Origin of the sequence: Streptomyces sp. NPDC053474, from assembly GCF_044544845.1 — a bacterium.
Taxonomy (GTDB): Bacteria; Actinomycetota; Actinomycetes; order Streptomycetales; family Streptomycetaceae; genus Streptomyces.
In genome coordinates, this window is the sequence record NZ_JBITXV010000002.1 from 237,791 (window position 1) to 258,766 (window position 20,976).

Genomic DNA, 20,976 nt, shown 5'->3' on the forward strand with positions numbered 1-20,976 from the left:
TCACCCGGGTGTGACCAGCCTCGCCTCGTAGGCGAAGACCGCGGCCTGCGTGCGGTCCCGCAGGCCCAGCTTCACCAGGATCCGGCTGACGTGGGTCTTGATGGTGGACTCGGCGACGACGAGCCGCGCGGCGATCTCCAGGTTGGACAGCCCTTGCGCGATGAGCACGAGCACCTCCGTCTCGCGCTCGGTCAGCTCCCCGAACGGGGCTTGCGCGGTCCCCGCGGGCCGCGGCCGGTCCGCGAGCCGGGAGAACTCCGTGATGAGGCGGCGCGTCACGCTCGGCGCGAGCAGCGCCTCACCGGCGGCGACGACCCGGACGCCGTCCGCGAGCTGCCGCGCCGACGCGTCCTTGAGCAGGAAGCCCGACGCGCCCGCGCGCAGCGCCTGGTACACGTACTCGTCGAGGTCGAAGGTGGTCAGGACGAGGACCCTGGTGGCGGTTCCGTCGAGGGCGACGATCTCGCGCGTGGCGTCGATTCCGTTCAGCTCGGGCATGCGGATGTCCATGAGCACCACGTCGGGGGCGAGTTCCCGCACCCGCTGGACGGCCTCGCGGCCGTTGACGGCCTCGCCGACGACCTCGATGCCGGGCATCGCGTTGAGCAGCACGGAGAAGCCCTCGCGGACCATCATCTGGTCGTCCGCGATCAGTACGCGGATGGTCTCGCCGCTCACGCGGCCTCCCCCTCGGCCGCGCCCGGCGCCGCCACCGGGACGGGCAGGAACACCGTGACCTCGTACCCGCCGTCGGCCGTGGGCTCGGCCGTCATCTCCCCGTCCAGCATCCCCACGCGCTCCCGCATGCCGGTGATCCCGTGTCCGGCTCCCGGTGAGGGCTTGACGAGCCCCGTGGCGGGCCCGTTCACGATCCGCAGGCCGAGCCCGCCGAGCACGTAGCCGATCTCCACCCGGGCCGTCGCCCCCGGCGCGTGCCGCAGGCTGTTGCTGAGCGCCTCCTGCACGATCCGGTACGCGGACAGCTCGACGCCCTGCGGCAGCTCGCGCACGCCCCCGGTCACGGCCTTCTCCACGGTCAGGCCGGTCTCCCGGACGTTGTCGATGAGCCGGTCCAGATCGGCGAGCGTCGGCTGCGGGGCGTCGGGCGCCTCGTAGTCCTGTGCCCGTACGACGCCGAGCACGCGGCGCAGCTCGGTCAGCGCGACCACCGCGTTCTCGCGGATCGTCGCGAAGGCCTGCGCCAGCTCCGGCGGCGGGTTCTCCACCCGGTAGGGGGCCGCCTCCGCCTGGATGGCGACGACCGACATGTGGTGGGCCACGACATCGTGCAGCTCACGGGCGATGTTCGTGCGCTCCTCCAGGAGCGTGCGGCGGTCCCGCTCGACGGCGGTCACGGTGCGCTCGGCGACGACCTCGCGGCGGGCGTCCCGGTTCGCCGACACCAGCGTCACGATGGCGACGACGACGCCGCTGAACGTCAGCATCTCCAGGGAGTCCGAGTCCCAGGCGACGGTCGCGTCGACGAACATCGAGTACAGGGCGGTCAGGGCCCACATCCAGGCCGCCGTGCGCGGCCTGGTCCGCGCCGCGACCACCGCCAGCACCGCCGTGTGCCCGACGATCGAGCCGGGCGGCCACGGGGCCGGGCCGCCGCCGCTCAGGACCATCATCAGCGGGGTCATCCCCAGCGAGCACCACCAGGCGAGCACCGGCCGCACCAGCGTGAGGAGCACCGCCCCCGCGGGCAGGAACCCGGTGAGCGCCCAGGCGAACTCCCCGCTCGCGTCCCAGCCGCCGAAGCCGCCCGCGTACGCGGCGCACAGGGTGAGGAGCGCGAGGGCCGCCACCACGCCGTGCGGCAGCCACTCCTCGGCCTGCCCCACCCGGCCCGGCCGCGGCGCGCCACCCCGCCGCAGCGGTCGCAGCGGCCGGTACGCGAACACGTCCTGGAACAGGTCGCCGCGCAGGCCCTGGAGGGCGTTCTGCGCGAGGTGGAACTCTGGGCTGCGCGTCTTCTCGGTCACGCCTCAGACGGTACGGGGGCCGTGACCCCCCGCACGTCCCCTCTGGGACGGGTTCTGGGGGGTCCGTCGCAAGTACTACGCGCCCGCCCGCGCGGCCCCCTCGGCTCAGAACGCGAGCTGGGCGATCTCCTCCGCGACCACCGCGCACGCGTCCGCCGCCGGGTCGATCAGGGGGAAGTGGCCGACGTCCTCCAGGAGGGTCAGACCGACCACCTCGCCCGCCTTCGCGGCGGCGTCGGCGTAGGCCTCGGCGACCGCCTGGGGCACGACGATGTCGGTGCGGCCCTGGACGACGGTCGTGGCGATGCCGGTGGGCAGGAGCGCGGCGGGGTCGGCGTGGGCCAGGCGCTGAGCGAAGCGGACCTCGGCCGCCGGGCCCTCGGCGTCCAGGAGCTGGCGCACGGCGCCGGAGCAGACGCCGAGCTCGTCCGCCACGCGGAAGTCCGCGATGGGCGCGAGCGCGACGACGCCCCGCAGCGGCGCGGGCCGGGCCGTGCGCCACGGCGAGCCCTCCGGCAGGACGTGCCGGGCCGCGGCCCACAGGGCGAGGTGGCCGCCCGCCGAGTGGCCGGTCACCACGGTCCGGCGCGGGTCGGCGACGGGCAGCGCCGTGCGGGCGAGCGCGGGCAGCGCGTCCAAGGCGGCGGCCACGTCGTCGAAGGTCTCCGGCCAGCGCCCGGCCACCGGCCCGGCGGCGCCGCCCTGCGCGGGGATCGGCCCGGCGACGCCGCCCCTGCGGTACTCGACGTTGGCGACGGCGAAGCCGCGCCGGGCCAGGAAGTCCGCGAACGGCGTGATGTGCTTGCGGTCGTAGGGGGCCCGCCACGCCCCGCCGTGCAGGACGACGACGAGCGGGGCCGGGCCCTCGCCGCCGCCGCGCGGCGCGTAGAAGTCCACGATCTGGTCGGGGTGCGGACCGTAGGCGGCGGTGGCGTCCGGCCGCACCTCGGGGTGCGCGAAGGCGGACTGCTCCTCGGCGGCGTCACGCGCCACGGCGGCGTCGTCCGGCATGCGGTGGCCTCCCGGCTCGGCGGAGTGCTGAGCCGCCGGGCGCCGGTGACAACTGACCGGCGCCCGGCGGGCGTTCGTACGACAGTCGGGACCATCTGCCTCTCAGGGCCATGATCCGGATTCGCCGGACGTTATCAGGTGTCCCGGCCGCCCCCGGGGCCCGGCTCCCCGTCGCCGCCGAGGATGCCCCCGAGGACCCGCGCGGCCCGCTCCGCGTCGGCGAACGACACGTACAGCGGGGTGAAGCCGAAGCGCAGCACGTCCGGCGCGCGGAAGTCGCCGACCACGCCCGCCGCGACGAGCTTCGGCATGACCTCCCGCGCGTCCGGGCAGCGCAGCGCGATCTGGCTGCCGCGCTCCGCGTGCGCGGCCGGGGTGACGGACTCGGCCCGCCCCTGGGGCACGTACGCCGCGACGCACTCCAGGAAGAAGTCCGTGAGCGCCAGGGACTTGGCCCGTACGTCGTCGAGCGAGACGCCGTCCCAGACGTCGAGGGCCGCCTCCAGGGCGAGCAGCGACAGGATGTCCGGCGTGCCGACGCGGCCGCGCACCACGCCCGCGGCGGGTTCGTAGTCGGGCCGCATGCCGAAGGGGTCGGTGTGCGAGTTCCAGCCCGGCAGCGGCGAGTCGAAGCGGGGCTGGAGGTCACGGCGTACGTAGAGGTACGCGGGCGAACCCGGGCCGCCGTTCAGGTACTTGTACGTGCAGCCGACCGCGAGGTCCACGCCGTGCTCGTCCAGGGCGACGGGCAGCGCGCCCGCCGTGTGGCACAGGTCCCACACCACGCGGGCGCCCGCCGCGTGCACGGCCGCCGTGAGGCCCGCCATGTCGTGCAGGCGGCCCGACTGGTAGTCGGCGTGGTTGAGCAGGACCGCGGCCGTGCGCGGGCCGAGCAGGCCGGGCACGTCGGCCGGGGCCGCCGGGACCAGACGGCAGCCGGTGAGGCGGGCGGCGGACTCGGCGACGTACCCGTCCGTCGGGAAGGTGGTGGCGTCGACGACGACCTCGTCGCGCGCGGGGCTGTCCGCCTGGGCCAGGCGCACGGCGGCGACGACCGCCTTGAAGACGTTCACGCTCGTCGAGTCGGAGACGACCACCTGGCCCGGGGCCGCGCCGATGAGCGGGGCGATCCGCTCCCCGACCCGCTCGGGCGCGGTCCACCAGCCGCTCTCCTCCCAGGAGCGGATGCGCAGGCTGCCCCACTCGCGCGTGACGACGTCGGCGACGCGGTCCGCCACGTGCGCGGGCAGCGCGCCCAGGGAGTTGCCGTCGAGATAGACCGTGTCGTCGAGGACGAATTCCGCGCGCTTGGCGGCGAGCCGGTCGGCGGCGTCGAGGGCGGCGGCCCGCGCGCGCAGGTCTGCTTGCCTCGGCTCAGACATGGCTGCGTGCCGTCCACAGCTCGGGGAACACGTTCTTCGTGGCGCGCTTCTCCAGCCAGGCCACGCCCGCGGAGCCGCCGGTGCCGGTCTTGGAGCCCATGGACCTGCGGGTGGCCACCAGGTGGTCGTTGCGCCAGCGCCACACCAGCTCGGCGACGTCGGTCAGGGCCTCCCCGAGGCGGGCCAGGTCGGAGCTCTCGTCACCGGAGTAGAGCTCGGTCCACACGGCCTCGACGCGGGGCGAGGGCTCGTACTTGGCCGTCACGTCGCGGCTGAGGACCTCGGCGGGGACGTCGTACCCGCGGCGCGCGAGGAGCCGGAGCACCTCGTCGTACAGGCTCGGCTCGTGGAGGGCCTTCTCCAGCTCCGCGTGCACGCGCGGGGTGCCCCGGTGCGGGACCAGCATGGACGCGGACTTCTCGCCGAGCAGGAACTCCATGCGCCGGTACATCGCCGACTGGAAGCCCGAGCCCTCGCCGAGCGAGCCCCGGTAGGAGTTGAACTGGCCGGGAGTGAGCTGGCCGAGCGGCTTCCAGGAGGCGTTCAGGGCCTCCAGCTCGCGCACGGAACGCTTCAGGGCGGCCACCGCGGTCGGCACGTCGTCCTCGCGCAGGGCGCGCGAGGCGGTCTCCCACTCGTGCACGATGACCGTGAACCACAGCTCCATCACCTGGGTCGTGACCAGGAAGACCATCTCGCCCGGGTCGTCGGAGCGCAGATGCTGGAGGTGGGTGAGGACGTCCGCCTTCACGTAGTCCTCGTAAGGGGTGCTGCCGGCGAAGTCGAGGTTGGGGCTGTCAGGACTCTCGGTGGGCGTTTCGCCGGACGTCTGCTGTATCTCGTTCATCTCGAGAGTCTCGCCTGCCGTGCTCGCCTCGTGGGACATCGCTGTCTCCTAGATGCGTGATCCGGGTAGCGGTCCGCCCCTGCCGTAGCGGCACGGGGGCCCCGGTCCCCACCCGCATCCTCCGCAACATCCCGGGAAACGGCAAGACCTGCCTGGTCACACCGGGTGGCCCAGGCAGGTCCGGGACGAAGAAGGGGCTAGCCCAGGGTGTCCGCGGCCGTCGCCGAGGAGTCCCGCAGGAACGTCGAGCAGCGCTCGTACTCCTCCTGCTCGCCGATCGCCTGCGCCGCGCGGGCCAGGCCGTGCAGGGCCCGCAGGAAGCCGCGGTTCGGCTCGTGCTCCCACGGCACCGGGCCGTGGCCCTTCCAGCCGGCCCTGCGCAGGGCGTCCAGGCCCCGGTGGTATCCGGTACGGGCGTACGCGTACGACTCGACGACGCGGCCCGCCTCGAACGCCTCGTCGGCGAGGCGCGCCCAGGCGAGGGAGGACGTCGGGTACTTGGCGGCGACGTCGGCGGCCGCCGTGCCGCCCGCGAGCAGCTCCCGGGGCTCCGGGTCGTCGGGCAGATGGGTCGGGGGCGGTCCCCCGAGCAGGTTCTCGTGAATGGCCATGGGCTCCAGTCTGCTCCATGACCCCCCGCACGGGTGCGCCCCGGCCCCTTTCCCCGCCCCCGGCGCGGGCCCCGCGCCGCCCCGCGCCGCCCTAGCGCGCGGCGGCCACCGCGCGCACCGCCCGCACCAGGGCCTCGGCGCCCGCCCGCGCCTTGCTCCGCGGGCACCCCACGTTGAGGCGCACGAAGCCCGGGGCGCCGTAGGTGGCGCCCGGCATCACCGCGACCCGCTCCTCGTGCACCAGGTGGTGCTGGAGGTCGTCGTCGCGGGTCTCGCCCAGGACGGGGCGGAGGTCGATCCAGGCCAGATAGCCCGCGTGCGGCGGCCGCCAGTGAAGGGCGGGGAAGGCCGCGTTCAGGGTGGTGGCCACCAGGCGCAGGTTGGCGTGGGTGTAGGCGCGCACGGCGTCCAGCCAGGCGCCGCCCTCGCGGTACGCGGCGATGTGCGCGGTCAGCGAGAGGACCGCGGGCGAGGCGAGGCCCTCGCCGGTGTCCATGCGGCGGACGAAGGCGGCGTGGTCACCGGGGTCGCCGATGAGGCCGTAACTCCCGCTCAGGGCAGGGAAGTTGAAGGCCTTCGTCGCGGAGGTGACAAGCGCCCAGCGGCCCCGGCCGTAGCGGGTCCAGGGCCGGTGGACGTGCCCCTCGTGGGTGAGGTCGGCGTGGATCTCGTCGCTGATGACGGCGACGCCGTGCCGCTCACACAGGTCGGCCACCGCGCGGAGCTCCGCCTCGGTCCACACCCGGCCGGTGGGGTTGTGCGGCGAACACAGGATGAGGACGCGGCTGTCGGGGCGCGCCAGCGCGGCGTCGAGGGCGGCGAACCCGGGGTCCTCCAGGGGCACGCCCCGCAGCTCGCGCCCGAGCCCGGTCACCGCCTTGCGGAAGCCGTCGTACGTCGGCGTGTGCACGACGACGCCCTCACCCGGCTCCGTCCACATGCGCAGGAGCTGGGATATCTGGTTGAGCACGGACGGGGCGTACACGAGGGACGCGGGATCGACGTCCGTGTCGTAGCGGCTCTTGAACCAGTCGCGCACCGCGCCGCGGAAGTCGTCGTTGCGCCAGTCGGTGTAGCCGAACACGCCGTGCGCGACGCGCTGTTGGAGGGCGTCGAGGACCTCGGGCGCGCTGCGGAAGTCCATGTCGGAGATGGTGAAGGGCAGCAGGTCGGGCACCGGGAACCGGTCGCGGATGCCGTCCCACTGCACGCACCAGGTGCCCCGCCGGTCCACGGGGATGTCGAAGTCGTACGCCACTCTCGGTTCCCTCCGGGTACGCCGACGGGCCCGGCACCCACGAGGAGTGCCGGGCCCGTCGAGCGGTGGACTACTTGAGCTTCGTGCCCGTGGAGCGCAGCGCGCCGCACGCCTCGGTCACGCGCTTGGCCATGGAGGCCTCGGCCAGCTTGCCCCAGGTGCGCGGGTCGTAGGTCTTCTTCGAGCCGACCTCGCCGTCGACCTTCAGGACGCCGTCGTAGTTCTTGAACATGTGGTCCGCGACGGGACGCGTGAAGGCGTACTGGGTGTCGGTGTCGAGGTTCATCTTCACGACGCCGTTCTCCAGGGCCGTGGCGATCTCCTCGGCGGTGGAGCCGGAGCCGCCGTGGAACACGAAGTCGAAGGGGGACGCCTTGCCGTACTTCGCGGCGACACCCTCCTGGAGGTCCTTCAGGAGCTCGGGGCGCAGCACGACGTTGCCCGGCTTGTACACGCCGTGGACGTTGCCGAAGGACGCGGCGAGCAGGTAGCGGCCCTTCTCGCCGAGGCCGAGGGCCTCGGCCGTGCGCAGCGCGTCGTCGACCGTGGTGTACAGCTCGTCGTTGATCTCGTGGCTGACGCCGTCCTCCTCGCCGCCGGTCGGGGTGATCTCGACCTCAAGGATGATCTTCGCGGCGGCGGCCTTGGCCAGCAGCTCCTGGCCGATGGCCAGGTTGTCGGCGAGGGTCTCCGCGGAGCCGTCCCACATGTGGGACTGGAACAGCGGGTTCTCGCCGCGGGCGACGCGCTCGGCGGAGACGTCGATGAGCGGCCGGACGTAGGTGTCCAGCTTGTCCTTCGGGCAGTGGTCGGTGTGCAGCGCGATCGTGACGTCGTACTTCTTGGCGACGATGTGCGCGAACTCGGCGAGGGCCACCGCGCCCGTCACCATGTCCTTGCTGTGCTGCCCGCCCAGGAACTCAGCGCCACCGGTGGAAATCTGGATGATGCCGTCGCTCTCCGCCTCCGCGAAGCCACGCAGGGCGGCGTGCAGGGTCTGGGACGAGGTCACGTTGATGGCCGGGTAGGCGAACTTGCCTGCCTTCGCCCGGTCGAGCATCTCGTTGTAGACCTCGGGGGTTGCGATGGGCATGTGTCCGCTCCTTGTGATGTGCGGGGTGGATGCTGTGCTGCTTGGCCCTGACCTGGGTGTCTAGGGAACCCTGGGACGCCGGGGAACCCGGGGGCGGCGACGGCGATGTCGTCGCCCCCATCCTTCCAGACGTGCGGGACGTGCTCAGTCGAGCCCGAGCTCGTCCTTCGAGTACGCGAAGAGGTACGGGACGCCCGCGCCCTCGGTGATCTTCACGTCGGCGCCGGTGGCCCGGTCCACGATCGTGGCCACGCCCACGACCTCGGCCCCGGCCTCGCGCACGGCCTCCACGGCGGTCAGCGGGGAGCCGCCGGTGGTGGAGGTGTCCTCGACGACGAGGACGCGCCGCCCCTTGATGTCCGGGCCCTCGACGCGCCGCTGCAGGCCGTGCGCCTTGGCGGCCTTGCGCACCACGAAGGCGTCCAGGCGGCGGCCGCGCGCGGCGGCCGCGTGCAGCATCGACGCGGCGACCGGGTCGGCCCCCATCGTCAGGCCGCCCACGGCGTCGAACTCCAGCTCGCTCGTGAGGTCGAGCAGCACCTGCCCGACGAGCGGGGCGGCCTCCCCGTCCAGGGTGATGCGGCGCAGGTCGACGTAGTAGTCGGCCTCCAGGCCCGAGGAGAGGGTCACCTTGCCGTGCACGACGGCCTTGTCCTTGATCTGCCGCAGCAGGTCGCCGCGTACGTCGTTCGTCATGGCTACGAGCTTAAGGGCGCGGCAGGGCCTTCAGAGCCGCCGCCAGGTCCAGGTGGTCGACGTCTCAAGGGGCTCCAGCGGGGTGACCAGGCGCGGCAGGGTGTTCAGGCCGTTGGGCGGCCCGCTCTGCGGCTCCACGCACACGGCGGCCTCCTGCTCGTCGTACACGACGACCCACTCCTCGCGGCTGGCCACGTTCAGCTCCAGCTGGCCCGGCCAGGTCAGGGTGACGTCGACGCCGTCTGGCATGCCGAAGCAGTCGTCCCAGGGGCCGGGGCGCGGGTCGACGCGCTCGCCGGTGGGCAGGTGGTCCTCGCCCCGCTGCTCCTGCCAGGCCGCGTCGAAGGCGATCCGGACGTCGTCGCCGCCGTCGGTGAGGCGCCGGTTGAACCACGGGTGCCAGCCCGCCTGCGCCGGGAAGGAGTCGTCGTACGTCTCCACGGACATCCGCAGCGTCAGCGCGCTGTCCGTCAGCTCGACGCTCTGGGTGACCCGGCCGGGGTAGGGCCACGGGTCCGCGAGGTCGTAGGTGAACACGGCCTCGCGGCCGCTGACCCTGGCGGTCTTCCACGCGGTGTCCCTGCCGGTGCCGTGGATGGCGTGCGGCGGGGAGTTGAGGGGGAGCTGGTGGGGGCGGCCGCCGTTCAGGAAGCGGCCGTCCCTGGTCCGGCCGCACCACGGCACCATCGGGAAGCAGCCGTAGCGCTCCCCCTGCCGCAGCAGCTCGACGCCGCCCACCTTGAGACTGCCGAGCCGGGCCCCGCTCCCCGGCCGCACCGAAACCTCCGCGTCACCCGCGGCCAACGTGATCTCTTCGCTACTCACGCTCCGACCCTAGCCGCGCCTTTATCGCGCTGCGCGCTCGTCCTCAAACGCCGGACGGGCTGAAGGATCTCCGGCTCGGGCCAGCGTAAGAATCAGCCCCTCCGGCGTTTGAGGAGCGGGGTCTGGGGCGGAGCCCCAGGAAGCGGGAAGGGGCGGGTCTGGGGCGCCGCCCGCGAGGGCCTCAGCGGCGCTTGCGGAGGGCCCGGGTCACCACGATCGCGGAAGCGACGAGCACCGCCGCCGCAGGCGCGGCCCACCGCAGCGCGGCCCCGCCGCCGAGCGCCTCGGGCGCGGGCACGGGCGCGTACCGCCCCCGGGGCGGCGCGTGGTCGACCTCCTCCGCACTGCGCCCGATCATCGTCCGCCGCGCGTGCGCGGCCTCGGGCCCACTGCCCACGTCATCGAGGGAATCGACGTCGGAGAGCGGATCGAGCGCCGGCGGCGGCACCTCGGCGTCGAAGACGCGGGACGGCGCAGGGGCGGGGCCCGGATCCGGGGCGGCGGCCGGGCCGGGCGCCGCGAGGCCTTCCGCGAAGCGCGTGAGGAGCCGCCGGACCGCGCCCTCCACAGCCTGTGGAGAACTCTTCACGGCCTCGGCGACCCGCCCGTCGGCGGACGCGGTCCCGCTGAAGGCGACCCGCGTGCCCCCCTCCGCGGCGGCGGCCAGGCGCAGCACGAGGGAGAACGTTACGGCGCCACTGCCCCGGGCCTCGTGGGCCTCCCCGGTCACCGCGTACCCGCCGTCGCCGCGCGGGGCGACCCGCAGGCCGCCGCGGTAGGTGATCGTGTGGCCGCCGACGCGCACCTTGAGCCGCCCGGCGACGGGCGGCGCGGCGGGCCCTGGGTCGGCGGCGTCCCGCTGCAACCCGGGCACCGCGCGGGCGACCCGCTCGGGGTCGGCCAGTGCCTCGCGGAGCGGCTCTTCCGGAACCGGTACGAACACCTCATGCTCCATGACAGTTGAGCGTACCGACGCCACCGCCGTGATGTACGCCCTTCGGCCCGCCCGGCCTGCCGCGGGCCGTCAGTCGGCGTAGCGCGGATGCACCAGCGTGGACGGCTCGATGGTGCGCCAGCCGGAGGGCCGCAGCCGCTCGGCGGCGTGGGATCCGGCGCGCAGCACGGCACAGGAGCGGGCCGCGCCGAGCACCGGCTCGGCGCGGGCCGCGAGCACGAAGCCCCAGTCGCGGGGCGCCCCGCCGGGGTCGGGGGTGCGGTCGGGCCCGCCGTAGGCGCCGCGGCGGCCGGTGAGGCGGTAGGGCTCGGTCCGGTACCCGGCGGCGCGCAGCGTGGCGTCGACGGTCCAGTAGCTGCGCGGCCGGGTCGCGGCGGGCCCGGCGTGCACGGCGAAGCGCCCGTCGTCGGTGAGGACGCGCGAGACCAGGCCGTAGAACTCCTGCGAGTACAGCTGGGTGCTGGCGGTGATGCCGGGGTCGGGCAGGTCGGCGACGACGACGTCGTACACGCGCGGGTGCGGGCCGCGCAGCCAGCGGAAGGCGTCGGCGTGGACGACGTGCACGCGCGGGTCGCGGTAGACGTGGCCGTTGAGTTCGCTCAGGCCCGGGTCGTGGCGGGCCAGGTCGACGACGGCCGGGTCGAGTTCGACGACGTCGACGCGGCGCACCCCGGCGTGCCGCAGCACCTCGCGGGCGGCGAGCCCGTCGCCGCCGCCGAGGACGAGGACCCGCTGGTGGCGGCCGCCGCGCAGGGCGGGCCGCACGAGGGCCTCGTGGTAGCGCCGCTCGTCGCGGCCGCTGACGCGCAGCCTGCCGTCGAGGAAGAGGCGCAGGGACTCCCGGTCGCGGCCGGTGAGAACGACTTCCTGGACGTCGGTGCGGACGGCGACGCGGATCCCGGAGCCGTACACGGCCCGGCGCGCGGCCCGTTCGAAGTCGTCGACGAGCACGGCGGCGGAGGCGAGGACGGCGAGCACGACGGCGTTGACCACGAGCAGCAGCCAGCGCCCGCGCGGGCTCAGGTCGCGGCCGAACAGGCCGAGGACGAGCGCGCCGCCCGCGAGGACGTTGACGGCGCCGGTGAGCAGCGCCCCGGTGAGCTGCCCGAACCAGGGGAGCAGCAGGAAGGGGAAGGCGAGGCCGCCGACCAGGGCGCCCACGTAGTCCGCGGCGAACAGGTCGGCGACGGCGCCGCCCGCGTCCTGCCGCCGCACGCGCTGGATGAGCACCATGAGCAGGGGCACTTCGGCGCCGATGAGGACGCCGATGGCCAGGGAGAACACCACGAAGAGATAGCGGGATCCGCTGGCCCACATCTCGCCCCGGTCGCCCGCCCACGCGAACGCCGCGTACAGGACCATGGCGCTGCACCCGCCGACGAGCGCGAGGGCCGCCTCGACGAGCCCGAACCCGGCGGCGGCCCGGCAGCGCAGGCGCTTGGCGAGCAGCGAGCCGACGCCCATCGCGAAGACCATGACGGACAGGACGACGGAGGCCTGGGTGACGGAGTCCCCGATCAAGTACGAGGCGAGGGCGACGAGTTCCAGTTCGTACACGAGTCCGCAAGCGGCGCAGATGAACACGCCCGCGAGGACGAGGAAGCGGCCTGTCCGGGGCGTGACGGGAAGACGCTGACGCGGCTCGATCACGCTGGGAACGCTACGTCACCGTTCGCTCACGCCAAGTCCCCCACAAGAGTGGAGGTGACGGCGAGAATGTGTGAACCGCCGTCCGCCGGGCCATCGCAGGGCCGCGTCCCGGGCGCCGCGGACCGCCGCCCGGCCCAGCTCAGAGGGGTGCGGGCGTCCGCACGCCGACCCGCGTACGGGTCGCCACGAGCTGCCCGTCCTGGGGATAGGCGTGCCAGGTCCGCCACATCACCGAGCCCTCGTGCCGCTGCGCCAGCAGCGCGGTGAACGCGTGCGGGATGCCGGGGAAGACCCCGGCGAGCCCGTGCGGGTGCTCCGTGACGAGAGCGAGCAACTCCTGCGCCCGGCCAGCGAACTGACCCCGTGACAGCGTTTCGACGCGGGCCGCGAACTCGTACTCCCACTCGCCGACCCGCTTGGAGACGCCGAGCGGCAGCGGCGTGCTGCTGCCGGGGATGCAGGCGACGGTCTCGGAACAGCTGCCCCGGTCCTCTTCGAGCAGCACTTGGTGGGAGGCCCCGAGAAGCCTCAACTGCACGGTGGCGCCGGTCAGTTCGAGGTCGAGAGTGGCCAGCGCGGGCAGCGGCTCGCGGCCGAGGGCCCAGGCCAGGTCCCCGGCGCGCGTGTCGGTGTAGACAGTCTTCAGGGTCGTGAGCATGGGTCGGCTCCGCTAACACGCAATGGAGGTGGGGGGGCCGGCGCGCCCGGTCGGACACCGGGCGGAGGGGGTTGCCGGCGCGTGCCCACGGAGACGTCCCGCTGCCTGCCGAGCGGGGGCGTCCGAGGGCGGTGTGACGGTTAAGAGGGAATCATGAACTGCGACACTGCCACAGCGCTTTTACCCAACTTCGTAGGGTTTCCATCCCCTAGAGGGCCGAACAGTTCATCTGTTCACGTTTCATGGAAAGCAGTCGGTCCGGAAATGGCATCCTATGGACGCCAATCGGTCCGTCAACGACGAAGCGCCCGGCGGGAGTTGCCTCCCGCCGGGCGCTCGGCCCAGTGGACCAGCTGCCCCGTGTCAGCTGCCTCCGCCGCCGCAACCTCCGCCCCCGCCACCGCAGGACGAACCGCCGCCGCAGGACGAGCTGCTGCCACAGGAAGAGCCTCCGCCGCAGGAGGAGCCTCCGCCACAGGACGAACCACCGCCGTCGTAGGTGGTCGCGGCCCCGCTGCTGGAGCTGGACCCCGCCCACCAACTGCGGCCCCCCGACCTGGTGCGCCTGCGGCTGTTCCTGCTGACGTGCACGAGCAGCCCGATCACTACGAACCAGCCGATGAAGAACAAGGCCACAACCATCGCCCCCATCCTTCACTTCCTTTCCCCCGAGACGGCCCCGGACCGTTCCCCCGAACCGGCGCCGCTGTGCGGATATGGTCCCGCGTCGTTGCGTGACAAGGGGATGCCCCCGCCCGGCCGCCGCCAAAGCAGAGTTGAGGAAGTCCAGAGGTTCGGCGGAGGATGACGGCCATGACGTCATCTCCCGGTGCCTCCAGGAACGACCGCCCGCTGCTCAACCGCCGCCTCGCGGAGTTCGGTACGACGATCTTCGCCGAGATGTCCGCGCTCGCGCTGCGGACCGGGGCGATCAACCTGGGCCAGGGCTTCCCGGACACGGACGGCCCCGAGCAGGTGCGCGAGGCCGCCGTGCGCGCCCTGCGCGACGGCCGCGGCAACCAGTACCCGCCGGGCCCCGGCGTCCCCGAGCTGCGCGCCGCGATCGCCGCCCACCAGGAGCACCACTACGGCCTGTCCTACGACCCCGACCGCGAGGTCCTCGTCACCGCGGGCGCCACCGAGGCCATCGCCGCCTCGCTGCTCGCCCTGGTCGAGCCGGGCGACGAGGTCATCGCCCTGGAGCCGTACTACGACTCGTACGCCGCCTCGATCGCCCTCGCGGGCGGCACCCGGGTGCCGGTGACGCTGCGCCCCGGGGGCGGGCGCTTCAGCCTCGACCTCGACGAGCTGCGGGACGCCGTCACCCCGCGCACCCGGCTGCTGCTTCTCAACACCCCGCACAACCCGACCGGCACCGTCCTCACCCGCGCGGAGCTCGCCGAGATCGCGCGGCTCGCCGTGGAGCGCGATCTGCTCGTCGTCACCGACGAGGTGTACGAGCACCTGGTCTTCGCCGAGGGCGGCCACGTCCCGCTCGCCTCCTTCCCCGGCATGCGCGAGCGCACGGTGACGATCGGCTCGGCGGGCAAGACGTTCTCGTTCACGGGCTGGAAGGTCGGCTGGGTCACGGCCGCGCCGGACCTGGTCACGGCGGTGCGGTCGGCGAAGCAGTACCTCACGTTCGTGTCCTCGGGCCCGTTCCAGTACGCGGTCGCGGAGGCGCTCGCGCTGCCCGACGCGTACTTCGCCGCCTTCCTCGACGACATGCGCGCCAAGCGCGACCTGCTGGCCTCCGGGCTCACGGCGGCGGGCTTCGAGGTCTACCGCCCCGCGGGCACGTACTTCGTCACCACCGACATCCGCCCGCTCGGCGAGAGCGACGGCTTCGCCTTCTGCCGCGCCCTGCCCGAGCGCGCGGGCGTCGTCGCCATCCCCAACGCGGTCTTCTACGACCACCGCGACCAGGGCGCCCCCTTCGTCCGCTTCGCCTTCTGCAAACAGACCCCGGTCCTGGAAGAAGCAGTCGCCCGCCTGAAGTCGCTCTAGCCCTCTGTGGGCGGCTGGTCCGCCCAGGGGGCGGAACGGGCGGGCACAGCCCACGACGGCGCGGCACCCGACGGAAAACCCCCACCCACACGGCCCCGCCTAACTCGCGCCCGCCCCCAAGGGCCCGCAAGGTTCCGGGTGTGACCCACCCGAGCCCCACCGTCCCCGCCCCCGTCACACGCACCCCCCGCACGGAGTGCGAGCCCGCCGGACCGAGCCGCCGCAAGGCCACGGCGGTCCAGGCCCTGGGCGCCTTCGCCGCCGCCCGCCTCACCGGCCTGCTCGCGCTCGCGATCGCCGCCCACACCAGCCACCAGGACGCCTTCCGCCTCCTGGGCCGCTCCTGGGACTCCCGCTGGTACACCGGCATCGCCGCCCACGGCTACGGCCGCACCCTGTACTTCGAACCCGGCGTGGTCCAGAGCGACCTGGCCTTCTTCCCGCTCTACCCGGCCCTGATCCGCGCGGTGGTGGCGCTCACGCCGCTCGGCTACGGCGCCGCGGGCCTGCTCGTCTCCTGGCTCGGCGCGGGCGCGGCCGCCCTCGGCATCTACAAGATCGCCGCCCGGCTCCACGACCACCGCACGGCCACGGTCCTCGTCCTGCTGTGGGGCCTGCTGCCGCACTCCGTGATCCTGACGATGGCGTACACCGAGCCGGTCCTGACGGCGCTCGCGGCGGGCTCCCTGTACGCGCTGCTCACCGGCCGCTGGCTGTGGGCGGGCACGCTCGCCGCGCTCGCGGGCCTGGCCCGGCCGAACGGCTTCGCGGTGGCCGCCGCCGTCGCGGTGACGGCGGCCTGCGAGATCGTCCGGCGCCGGGGCCGCGTTCCCCACAGGCTGTGGACGGGCGCGGCGCTCGCCCCCGTCGGCTGGGGCGCGTACGTGCTGTGGGTGGGGGTCCGCAACGGCGATCCGCTCGGCGGGTACTTCGCGGTGCAGCGCGACTGGGGCTCCCGCTTCGACTTCGGCCGGGGCTCGCTCGCCTTCACCCGGCACCTGCTCCTGCACGGCGACAAGCTCGTCTTCGCCGTGACCCTGGTGATCGTCGCGGCGGCGCTGCTCCTGTACGGGCTGCTGCTCTGCGACCGCGCCCCGCTGCCGCTGCTCGTCTACGCCGGGGTCCTGCTGCTGATCACGGTCGGCGGCTCCGGCTTCTTCGAGTCGAAGCCGCGCTTCCTGCTGCCCGCGTTCCCGCTGCTGCTTCCGCTCGCGTGTGCCCTGGTGCGCACGGCGAGAGCCCGGCCCAGGCACGCCGCCCTGGTGGTCGGCGCCCTGGCCGGGCTCTCGCTCGCGTACGGGACGTATCTGGTGACGACGGCCCGCATGCCGTTGTGATGTTGTGCGCGCTGTACGGAACCGGCGCGGTCAGGCCTGCTCGTCGCCGGGCTCGGCGTCGTCCGCCGCGTCGGCGTCCGTCTCCAGGCCCAGCTGCTCCACGAGCCAGCGGTCGAACTCGATCGCGGCCCGCACCCAGCTGACCGTCGACGACACGAAGTGCTCCAGGGAGACACCCGTGCCGATCAGCATCTGGGCCTCGCCGATGAGGCGGACGGTGCCGTCGTCGTGCGTGTGCGTGTAGACCTTGGGCCAGAGCGTGCGGCGGTTCCAGTCGTCGATGGACTCCAGGATCTGCGGCTTCTCCTCGATGCCGTGCGGCCTGTCGTAGAAGGTCCTGACCGAGAAGACCTGCTGGTCGTCCTCGCCGCGGAACATGAAGTACGTCCGGAACTCCTCCCACGGCGCCGCGAGGTCACCCTCGTCGTCGACGACGTACTTGAGTTCCATCTGCTCCAGGAGCTGCTTGACGAGGTCCTGGTCAGGGACGACGGGGCCCGCCGGTCCTGCGCCCTGCTGCGGTTCGGGCTGGCCCCCGAAATTCGGAATCGAGGACGGGTCGATGCTCACCGTTATTTCCCTTCGTACTTCGTACGGATCGAGCCATCCTCCCCCATGGCGGGCGGGGGCCCGCAACCCCCGCCCCTGGATGTGACCGGTTACGGCGCCCCGCCGGGCACCTACAGGGACTTTCCGGGCGCCGGGGCGCTCGCGGGGCCCACGATGAGGTCGTCGCCGAAGACGTCCACGCGCACGGTGTCGCCGTCCTTGACCTCGCCCGCGAGGATCTCCTTCGCGAGCCGGTCGCCGATGGCCGTCTGGATCAGGCGGCGCAGCGGCCGGGCGCCGTACGCCGGGTCGTTGCCCTTGTCCGCGAGCCAGGCCAGCGCCTCGGGCGTGACGTCGAGCGTGAGCCTGCGGTCGGCGAGCCGCTTCGCGAGCCGGGAGATCTGGAGCTCGGCGATCCGCGCCAGCTCGTCCTTGTCGAGCGCCGAGAAGACCACGAGGTCGTCGAGCCGGTTCAGGAACTCCGGCTTGAACGAGGCCCGCACGACCTCCAGGACCTGCTCCTTCTTCTCGTGTTCGCTGGTCAGGGGCTCGACCAGGTACTGGCTTCCCAGGTTCGACGTCAGGATCAGGATGGTGTTGCGGAAGTCCACCGTCCGGCCCTGGCCGTCCGTGAGCCGCCCGTCGTCGAGCACCTGGAGCAGCACGTCGAAGACCTCCGGGTGCGCCTTCTCGACCTCGTCGAGCAGGACGACGGAGTACGGCCTGCGCCGCACGGCCTCGGTGAGCTGGCCGCCCTCCTCGTACCCGACGTAGCCGGGAGGCGCGCCGACGAGACGGGCCACGCTGTGCTTCTCGCCGTACTCGCTCATGTCGATGCGGACCATCGCCCGCTCGTCGTCGAAGAGGAAGTCGGCGAGCGCCTTGGCCAGCTCGGTCTTGCCGACGCCGGTGGGGCCGAGGAACAGGAAGGAGCCGGTGGGGCGGTCGGGGTCGGCGATCCCGGCCCGGGTGCGCCGGACCGCGTCGGAGACGGCCCGCACGGCCTCGGCCTGCCCGATGAGGCGCCTGCCCAGCTCGTCCTCCATGCGCAGGAGCTTCTGCGTCTCGCCCTCCAGGAGGCGCCCGGCGGGGATGCCGGTCCAGGCCGCCACGACGTCGGCGATGTCGTCGGGCCCGACCTCCTCCTTGACCATGGTGTCGGCCTTCGTCCCGGCCTTGGCGGCCTCCTCCTCGGCCTCGGACGCGGCCTCCAGGTCCCGCTCCAGGGCGGGGATCTCGCCGTACAGGAGCTTGCTCGCGGTGTCGAAGTCGCCGTCGCGCTGGGCCCGCTCGGCCTGGCCGCGCAGCTCGTCCAGCTTCTCCTTCAGCTCGCCGACGCGGTTGAGGGACTGCTTCTCCTTCTCCCAGCGGGCGGTGAGCCCGCGCAGCTCCTCCTCCTTGTCGGCGAGGTCGCGGCGCAGCTTCTCCAGGCGCTGCCGGGAGGCCGGGTCGGTCTCCTTGGTGAGGGCCAGTTCCTCCATGCGCAGGCGGTCGACGGCGCGCTGGAGCTCGTCGATCTCCACGGGCGAGGAGTCGATCTCCATGCGCAGCCGCGAGGCCGACTCGTCGACGAGGTCGATGGCCTTGTCGGGCAGGAACCGCGAGGTGATGTACCGGTCGGAGAGCGTGGCGGCGGCGACCAGGGCGCTGTCCGCGATCTGCACCTTGTGGTGGGCCTCGTAGCGCCCCTTGAGCCCGCGCAGGATCGCGATGGAGTCCTCGACGGAGGGCTCGGCGACGAGCACCTGCTGGAAGCGCCGCTCCAGGGCCGGGTCCTTCTCGATCCGCTCGCGGTACTCGTCCAGCGTGGTGGCGCCGACCATGCGCAGCTCGCCGCGGGCCAGCATGGGCTTGAGCATGTTGCCCGCGTCCATGGCGGAGTCGCCGCCCGCGCCCGCGCCGACGACGGTGTGCAGCTCGTCGATGAACGTGATGATCTGCCCGTCGCTCTCCCTGATCTCGGAGAGCACGGTCTTCAGGCGCTCCTCGAACTCGCCGCGGTACTTGGCGCCCGCGACCATGGCGCCCAGGTCGAGCGAGACCAGCCGCTTGTCCTTCAGGGACTCGGGCACGTCGCCCTTGACGATGCGCTGGGCGAGGCCCTCGACGACGGCGGTCTTGCCGACGCCGGGCTCGCCGATGAGCACGGGGTTGTTCTTGGTGCGCCGGGACAGCACCTGGACGACCCGCCGGATCTCCTGGTCGCGCCCGATCACGGGGTCGAGACGGCCCTCGCGGGCCGCGGCGGTGAAGTCCGTGCCGAACTTCTCCAGGGCCTTGTACTGGCCCTCGGGGTCGGGGGTGGTCACGCGGCGCCCTCCACGGCTCTCCTGAAAGGCAGCGAGCAGCTTCTCGTCGGTCGCGCCGTTCTCGGTCAGTACGTCGCCCGCCGGGCCGCCCTTGGCGGCGAGGGCGATGAGCAGGTGCTCGGTGGACAGGTAGTCGTCGCCGAGCTCCTTGGCCCGCCGGTCGGCGTCCGCGATCACGGCGAGCAGGTCGCGGTTGGGCTGCGGCGGGGCCACCGTCGACCCCGTCACGCTCGGCAGCGCGGCGAGGGCGCGCTCGGCGGCGGCGCGCACGGCGACCTGGTCGGCGTCCACCGCGGCGAGCAGGTCGGTGATGTTCTCGTTGTCCTGGCCCTCCAGCAGGGCGAGGAGGAGATGCGCGGGGGTCAGATCGGGATGGCCTTCGGACACGGCCCGGCTCGTCGCCGCGTTGATCGCGTCCCGGCTCCTGTTCGTCAGCTCGGCGTCCACGGGGGCTGCTCCTCCTTGCTGCCTGCGGCTTTCGGTACGGGCGTACGAGGTGGCGCACGGGTGCGCACGGGTCGGTACGCGTGCTGTCGGATGCGGTGCGGGTGCCCTCGGCGGGCCCCCTCATACTGACTCACCCAACGTACACAAAGTTGAGTCTATTCCACTCAAGGCAGATGCCGGAAGTCCGGCCGGGCTACCTTCCGCCCATGGCCATCGACCTCGGCGCCCTGCCCGCGCCCTACCTCAGCTTCTGGCGGGAACGTCACCTCTGCACCCTGACGACGCTCCGCCGCGACGGCAGCCCGCACGTGGTGCCCGTCGGCGTGACGTACGACCCCGAGGAGCGGATCGCCCGGGTGATCGCCAGCGGCACCAGCCGCAAGGTGGCGCACGTCCTTGCCGCCGCCCCGGCGGGCGCGCGGGTCGCGGTCTGCCAGGTGGCGGGCCGCCACTGGGCCACGCTCGAAGGCCGGGCGACGGTGTCGGCGGAGCCCGCGCGGGTGACGGACGCCGAGCGCAGGTACGCCGAGCGGTACGGCAGGAAGCCGCGGGAGAACCCGGCCCGGGTGGTCATCGAGATCGCGGTGGACCGCGCGCTCGGCCATGTGAAGGAGACCGCGGCGGCGCCGCGGCCCGCCGCCTGAACCGGCCCGCCGCGCGCACCCCGCACACACCACAGCGGCGCCACCGTGTTCAGGTCCACGGTGGCGCCGCTGCTGGGGGAAGCACCTGCGCGATTTACAACGACGGGGGAATCGCGTCAGGCGCTGCGGGGGGTGGCTGTGAGGGGGTCGGAAGCGGTGGAGTGCCGCTCGGCATCCCGCTTCCGCTTCCCGATCAGCTGGTGGTCACGCTGATCGAGGTTGACGAAGACCATGCCGTAGCGCACGGCGCAGCGCACCGGCTGGGGCGCGCCGCGGGGCCGGCGCAGGCAGCGGTAGGCGCGGATGTCCTCGTCGTCGTCCCGTACGATGATCACCGGCTCGCCGACCAGGGTGACCATCAACGAGTCACCGGGGTGGGGGATCGCGGTGGCGAGGTCGATGAAGTGCCAGCCCGACCGGTAGGCCGTCGCCATTTCCCGGCGGAAGGTGCGGTCATCGGGAGGGGTACTCATGCCTTGTCACCCGCCGGCGTGATCCAGGCAAGGTCAGACGGCGCGGCTGTGCTCTTCGCTGGGTGGCTCCAGGCGAGATCCATGGCACTCACCGCACCCAGGCCAATCCCTGCGGAGAGAGCGGTCACCAGGACCGCGCGAAGCATGCGCTTGAACATGGTCGGCTTCGTCCTCACTTGGTAGGTTCCTCTCCCCCGGCACAACAAGACGATGTCTCAATCGAGCACGTCAAAGCCACA

20 protein-coding genes are annotated in these 20,976 nt (G+C 73.3%); 3 read left to right on the plus strand and 17 right to left on the minus strand.

From position 1 onward, the window contains the following. The 13 genes from ACIG3E_RS04630 to ACIG3E_RS04690 form a co-directional block, all read right to left on the minus strand. Nucleotides 1-678, minus strand: a complete 678-nt coding sequence (locus tag ACIG3E_RS04630; RefSeq protein WP_399611191.1) for a response regulator — start codon at nucleotides 676-678, stop codon at nucleotides 1-3. After that, nucleotides 675-1,985, minus strand: a complete 1,311-nt coding sequence (locus ACIG3E_RS04635; protein WP_399611193.1) for a sensor histidine kinase — start codon at nucleotides 1,983-1,985, stop codon at nucleotides 675-677. The genes ACIG3E_RS04630 and ACIG3E_RS04635 overlap by 4 nt, the downstream gene beginning before the upstream one ends. Before the next feature lie 105 nt (nucleotides 1,986-2,090). Then, the gene (locus ACIG3E_RS04640) at nucleotides 2,091-2,996 is read right to left on the minus strand and encodes an alpha/beta hydrolase (RefSeq protein ID WP_399611195.1); all 906 of its coding nucleotides are present in this window, start codon (nucleotides 2,994-2,996) and stop codon (nucleotides 2,091-2,093) included. 134 nt (nucleotides 2,997-3,130) lie between these two features. Further along, a complete protein-coding gene (gene kynU / locus ACIG3E_RS04645) occupies nucleotides 3,131-4,378 on the minus strand; it encodes a kynureninase (RefSeq protein WP_399611197.1) in 1,248 nt (415 codons plus the stop codon). After that, nucleotides 4,371-5,225 carry a tryptophan 2,3-dioxygenase family protein gene (locus ACIG3E_RS04650; protein ID WP_399611199.1) on the minus strand — a complete coding sequence of 285 codons (855 nt, stop codon included), beginning with the start codon at nucleotides 5,223-5,225 and terminating at the stop codon, nucleotides 4,371-4,373. The genes kynU and ACIG3E_RS04650 overlap by 8 nt, the downstream gene beginning before the upstream one ends. 197 nt (nucleotides 5,226-5,422) lie before the next feature. Continuing rightward, a complete protein-coding gene (locus ACIG3E_RS04655) occupies nucleotides 5,423-5,836 on the minus strand; it encodes a DUF3151 domain-containing protein (protein ID WP_144320093.1) in 414 nt (137 codons plus the stop codon). Between the two features lie 91 nt (nucleotides 5,837-5,927). Next, the gene (locus tag ACIG3E_RS04660; RefSeq protein WP_399611202.1) at nucleotides 5,928-7,094 is read right to left on the minus strand and encodes a MalY/PatB family protein; all 1,167 of its coding nucleotides are present in this window, start codon (nucleotides 7,092-7,094) and stop codon (nucleotides 5,928-5,930) included. Nucleotides 7,095-7,164: 70 nt separating this feature from the next. Continuing rightward, nucleotides 7,165-8,187, minus strand: coding sequence for a class II fructose-bisphosphate aldolase (gene fbaA / locus ACIG3E_RS04665; protein ID WP_399611205.1), 1,023 nt, complete (start codon nucleotides 8,185-8,187; stop codon nucleotides 7,165-7,167). Nucleotides 8,188-8,331: 144 nt separating this feature from the next. Then, nucleotides 8,332-8,883, minus strand: a complete 552-nt coding sequence (gene pyrE, locus ACIG3E_RS04670) for an orotate phosphoribosyltransferase (protein ID WP_030682693.1) — start codon at nucleotides 8,881-8,883, stop codon at nucleotides 8,332-8,334. Between the two features lie 30 nt (nucleotides 8,884-8,913). Further along, nucleotides 8,914-9,708, minus strand: coding sequence for an aldose 1-epimerase (locus ACIG3E_RS04675; protein WP_399611208.1), 795 nt, complete (start codon nucleotides 9,706-9,708; stop codon nucleotides 8,914-8,916). Between the two features lie 181 nt (nucleotides 9,709-9,889). Further along, a complete protein-coding gene (locus ACIG3E_RS04680) occupies nucleotides 9,890-10,663 on the minus strand; it encodes an SRPBCC domain-containing protein (RefSeq protein ID WP_399611211.1) in 774 nt (257 codons plus the stop codon). Between the two features lie 69 nt (nucleotides 10,664-10,732). Continuing rightward, nucleotides 10,733-12,313 (minus strand): polyamine aminopropyltransferase, encoded by a 1,581-nt coding sequence (locus tag ACIG3E_RS04685; protein ID WP_399611213.1) that lies wholly within the window; start codon nucleotides 12,311-12,313, stop codon nucleotides 10,733-10,735. A 139-nt stretch (nucleotides 12,314-12,452) separates the two neighbouring features. Then, nucleotides 12,453-12,971: a DUF2617 family protein gene (locus ACIG3E_RS04690; protein ID WP_399611217.1), complete on the minus strand. Its 519-nt coding sequence runs from the start codon at nucleotides 12,969-12,971 to the stop codon at nucleotides 12,453-12,455. Between the two features lie 804 nt (nucleotides 12,972-13,775). On the opposite strand from ACIG3E_RS04690, the gene ACIG3E_RS04695 reads away from it, so the two are divergent. Together ACIG3E_RS04695 and ACIG3E_RS04700 are read left to right on the plus strand one after the other, a co-directional pair. Next, nucleotides 13,776-14,978, plus strand: coding sequence for a pyridoxal phosphate-dependent aminotransferase (locus ACIG3E_RS04695; RefSeq protein ID WP_399611220.1), 1,203 nt, complete (start codon nucleotides 13,776-13,778; stop codon nucleotides 14,976-14,978). Nucleotides 14,979-15,118: 140 nt separating this feature from the next. Continuing rightward, entirely contained in the window at nucleotides 15,119-16,315 is a 1,197-nt protein-coding gene (locus ACIG3E_RS04700; RefSeq protein ID WP_399611223.1) for a hypothetical protein, read from the plus strand. Between the two features lie 30 nt (nucleotides 16,316-16,345). Here ACIG3E_RS04700 and ACIG3E_RS04705 read toward each other — a convergent pair whose 3' ends face one another. Both ACIG3E_RS04705 and clpB read right to left on the minus strand, forming a co-directional pair. Next, nucleotides 16,346-16,885: a YbjN domain-containing protein gene (locus ACIG3E_RS04705; protein ID WP_242720258.1), complete on the minus strand. Its 540-nt coding sequence runs from the start codon at nucleotides 16,883-16,885 to the stop codon at nucleotides 16,346-16,348. Nucleotides 16,886-16,995: 110 nt separating this feature from the next. Then, nucleotides 16,996-19,620 (minus strand): ATP-dependent chaperone ClpB, encoded by a 2,625-nt coding sequence (gene clpB / locus ACIG3E_RS04710; RefSeq protein ID WP_399611226.1) that lies wholly within the window; start codon nucleotides 19,618-19,620, stop codon nucleotides 16,996-16,998. Nucleotides 19,621-19,826: 206 nt separating this feature from the next. Between clpB and ACIG3E_RS04715 the strand changes: the two genes are divergently transcribed. Beyond that, entirely contained in the window at nucleotides 19,827-20,264 is a 438-nt protein-coding gene (locus tag ACIG3E_RS04715) for a pyridoxamine 5'-phosphate oxidase family protein (RefSeq protein WP_399611227.1), read from the plus strand. Nucleotides 20,265-20,380: 116 nt separating this feature from the next. Here the strand turns inward: ACIG3E_RS04715 and ACIG3E_RS04720 are convergent, their stop codons facing one another. Next, nucleotides 20,381-20,737 carry a hypothetical protein gene (locus ACIG3E_RS04720; protein ID WP_399611230.1) on the minus strand — a complete coding sequence of 119 codons (357 nt, stop codon included), beginning with the start codon at nucleotides 20,735-20,737 and terminating at the stop codon, nucleotides 20,381-20,383. Further along, complete coding sequence (locus ACIG3E_RS04725) at nucleotides 20,734-20,895, minus strand: hypothetical protein (protein WP_170316475.1); 162 nt, start codon at nucleotides 20,893-20,895, stop codon at nucleotides 20,734-20,736. The genes ACIG3E_RS04720 and ACIG3E_RS04725 overlap by 4 nt, the downstream gene beginning before the upstream one ends. Nucleotides 20,896-20,976 lie beyond the last annotated feature (81 nt).

What these genes read in the sequence shown, in the direction of transcription:
- ACIG3E_RS04640 (WP_399611195.1), bottom strand. Translation starts at nt 2,996, where the DNA reads ATGCCGGACGACGCCGCCGTGGCGCGTGACGCCGCCGAGGAGCAGTCC.
- kynU (WP_399611197.1), bottom strand. Translation starts at nt 4,378, where the DNA reads ATGTCTGAGCCGAGGCAAGCAGACCTGCGCGCGCGGGCCGCCGCCCTC.
- ACIG3E_RS04650 (WP_399611199.1), bottom strand. Translation starts at nt 5,225, where the DNA reads ATGAACGAGATACAGCAGACGTCCGGCGAAACGCCCACCGAGAGTCCT.
- ACIG3E_RS04655 (WP_144320093.1), bottom strand. Translation starts at nt 5,836, where the DNA reads ATGGCCATTCACGAGAACCTGCTCGGGGGACCGCCCCCGACCCATCTG.
- fbaA (WP_399611205.1), bottom strand. Translation starts at nt 8,187, where the DNA reads ATGCCCATCGCAACCCCCGAGGTCTACAACGAGATGCTCGACCGGGCG.
- pyrE (WP_030682693.1), bottom strand. Translation starts at nt 8,883, where the DNA reads ATGACGAACGACGTACGCGGCGACCTGCTGCGGCAGATCAAGGACAAG.
- ACIG3E_RS04680 (WP_399611211.1), bottom strand. Translation starts at nt 10,663, where the DNA reads ATGGAGCATGAGGTGTTCGTACCGGTTCCGGAAGAGCCGCTCCGCGAG.
- ACIG3E_RS04690 (WP_399611217.1), bottom strand. Translation starts at nt 12,971, where the DNA reads ATGCTCACGACCCTGAAGACTGTCTACACCGACACGCGCGCCGGGGAC.
- ACIG3E_RS04695 (WP_399611220.1), top strand. Translation starts at nt 13,776, where the DNA reads ATGACGGCCATGACGTCATCTCCCGGTGCCTCCAGGAACGACCGCCCG.
- ACIG3E_RS04715 (WP_399611227.1), top strand. Translation starts at nt 19,827, where the DNA reads ATGGCCATCGACCTCGGCGCCCTGCCCGCGCCCTACCTCAGCTTCTGG.
- ACIG3E_RS04720 (WP_399611230.1), bottom strand. Translation starts at nt 20,737, where the DNA reads ATGAGTACCCCTCCCGATGACCGCACCTTCCGCCGGGAAATGGCGACG.
- ACIG3E_RS04725 (WP_170316475.1), bottom strand. Translation starts at nt 20,895, where the DNA reads ATGTTCAAGCGCATGCTTCGCGCGGTCCTGGTGACCGCTCTCTCCGCA.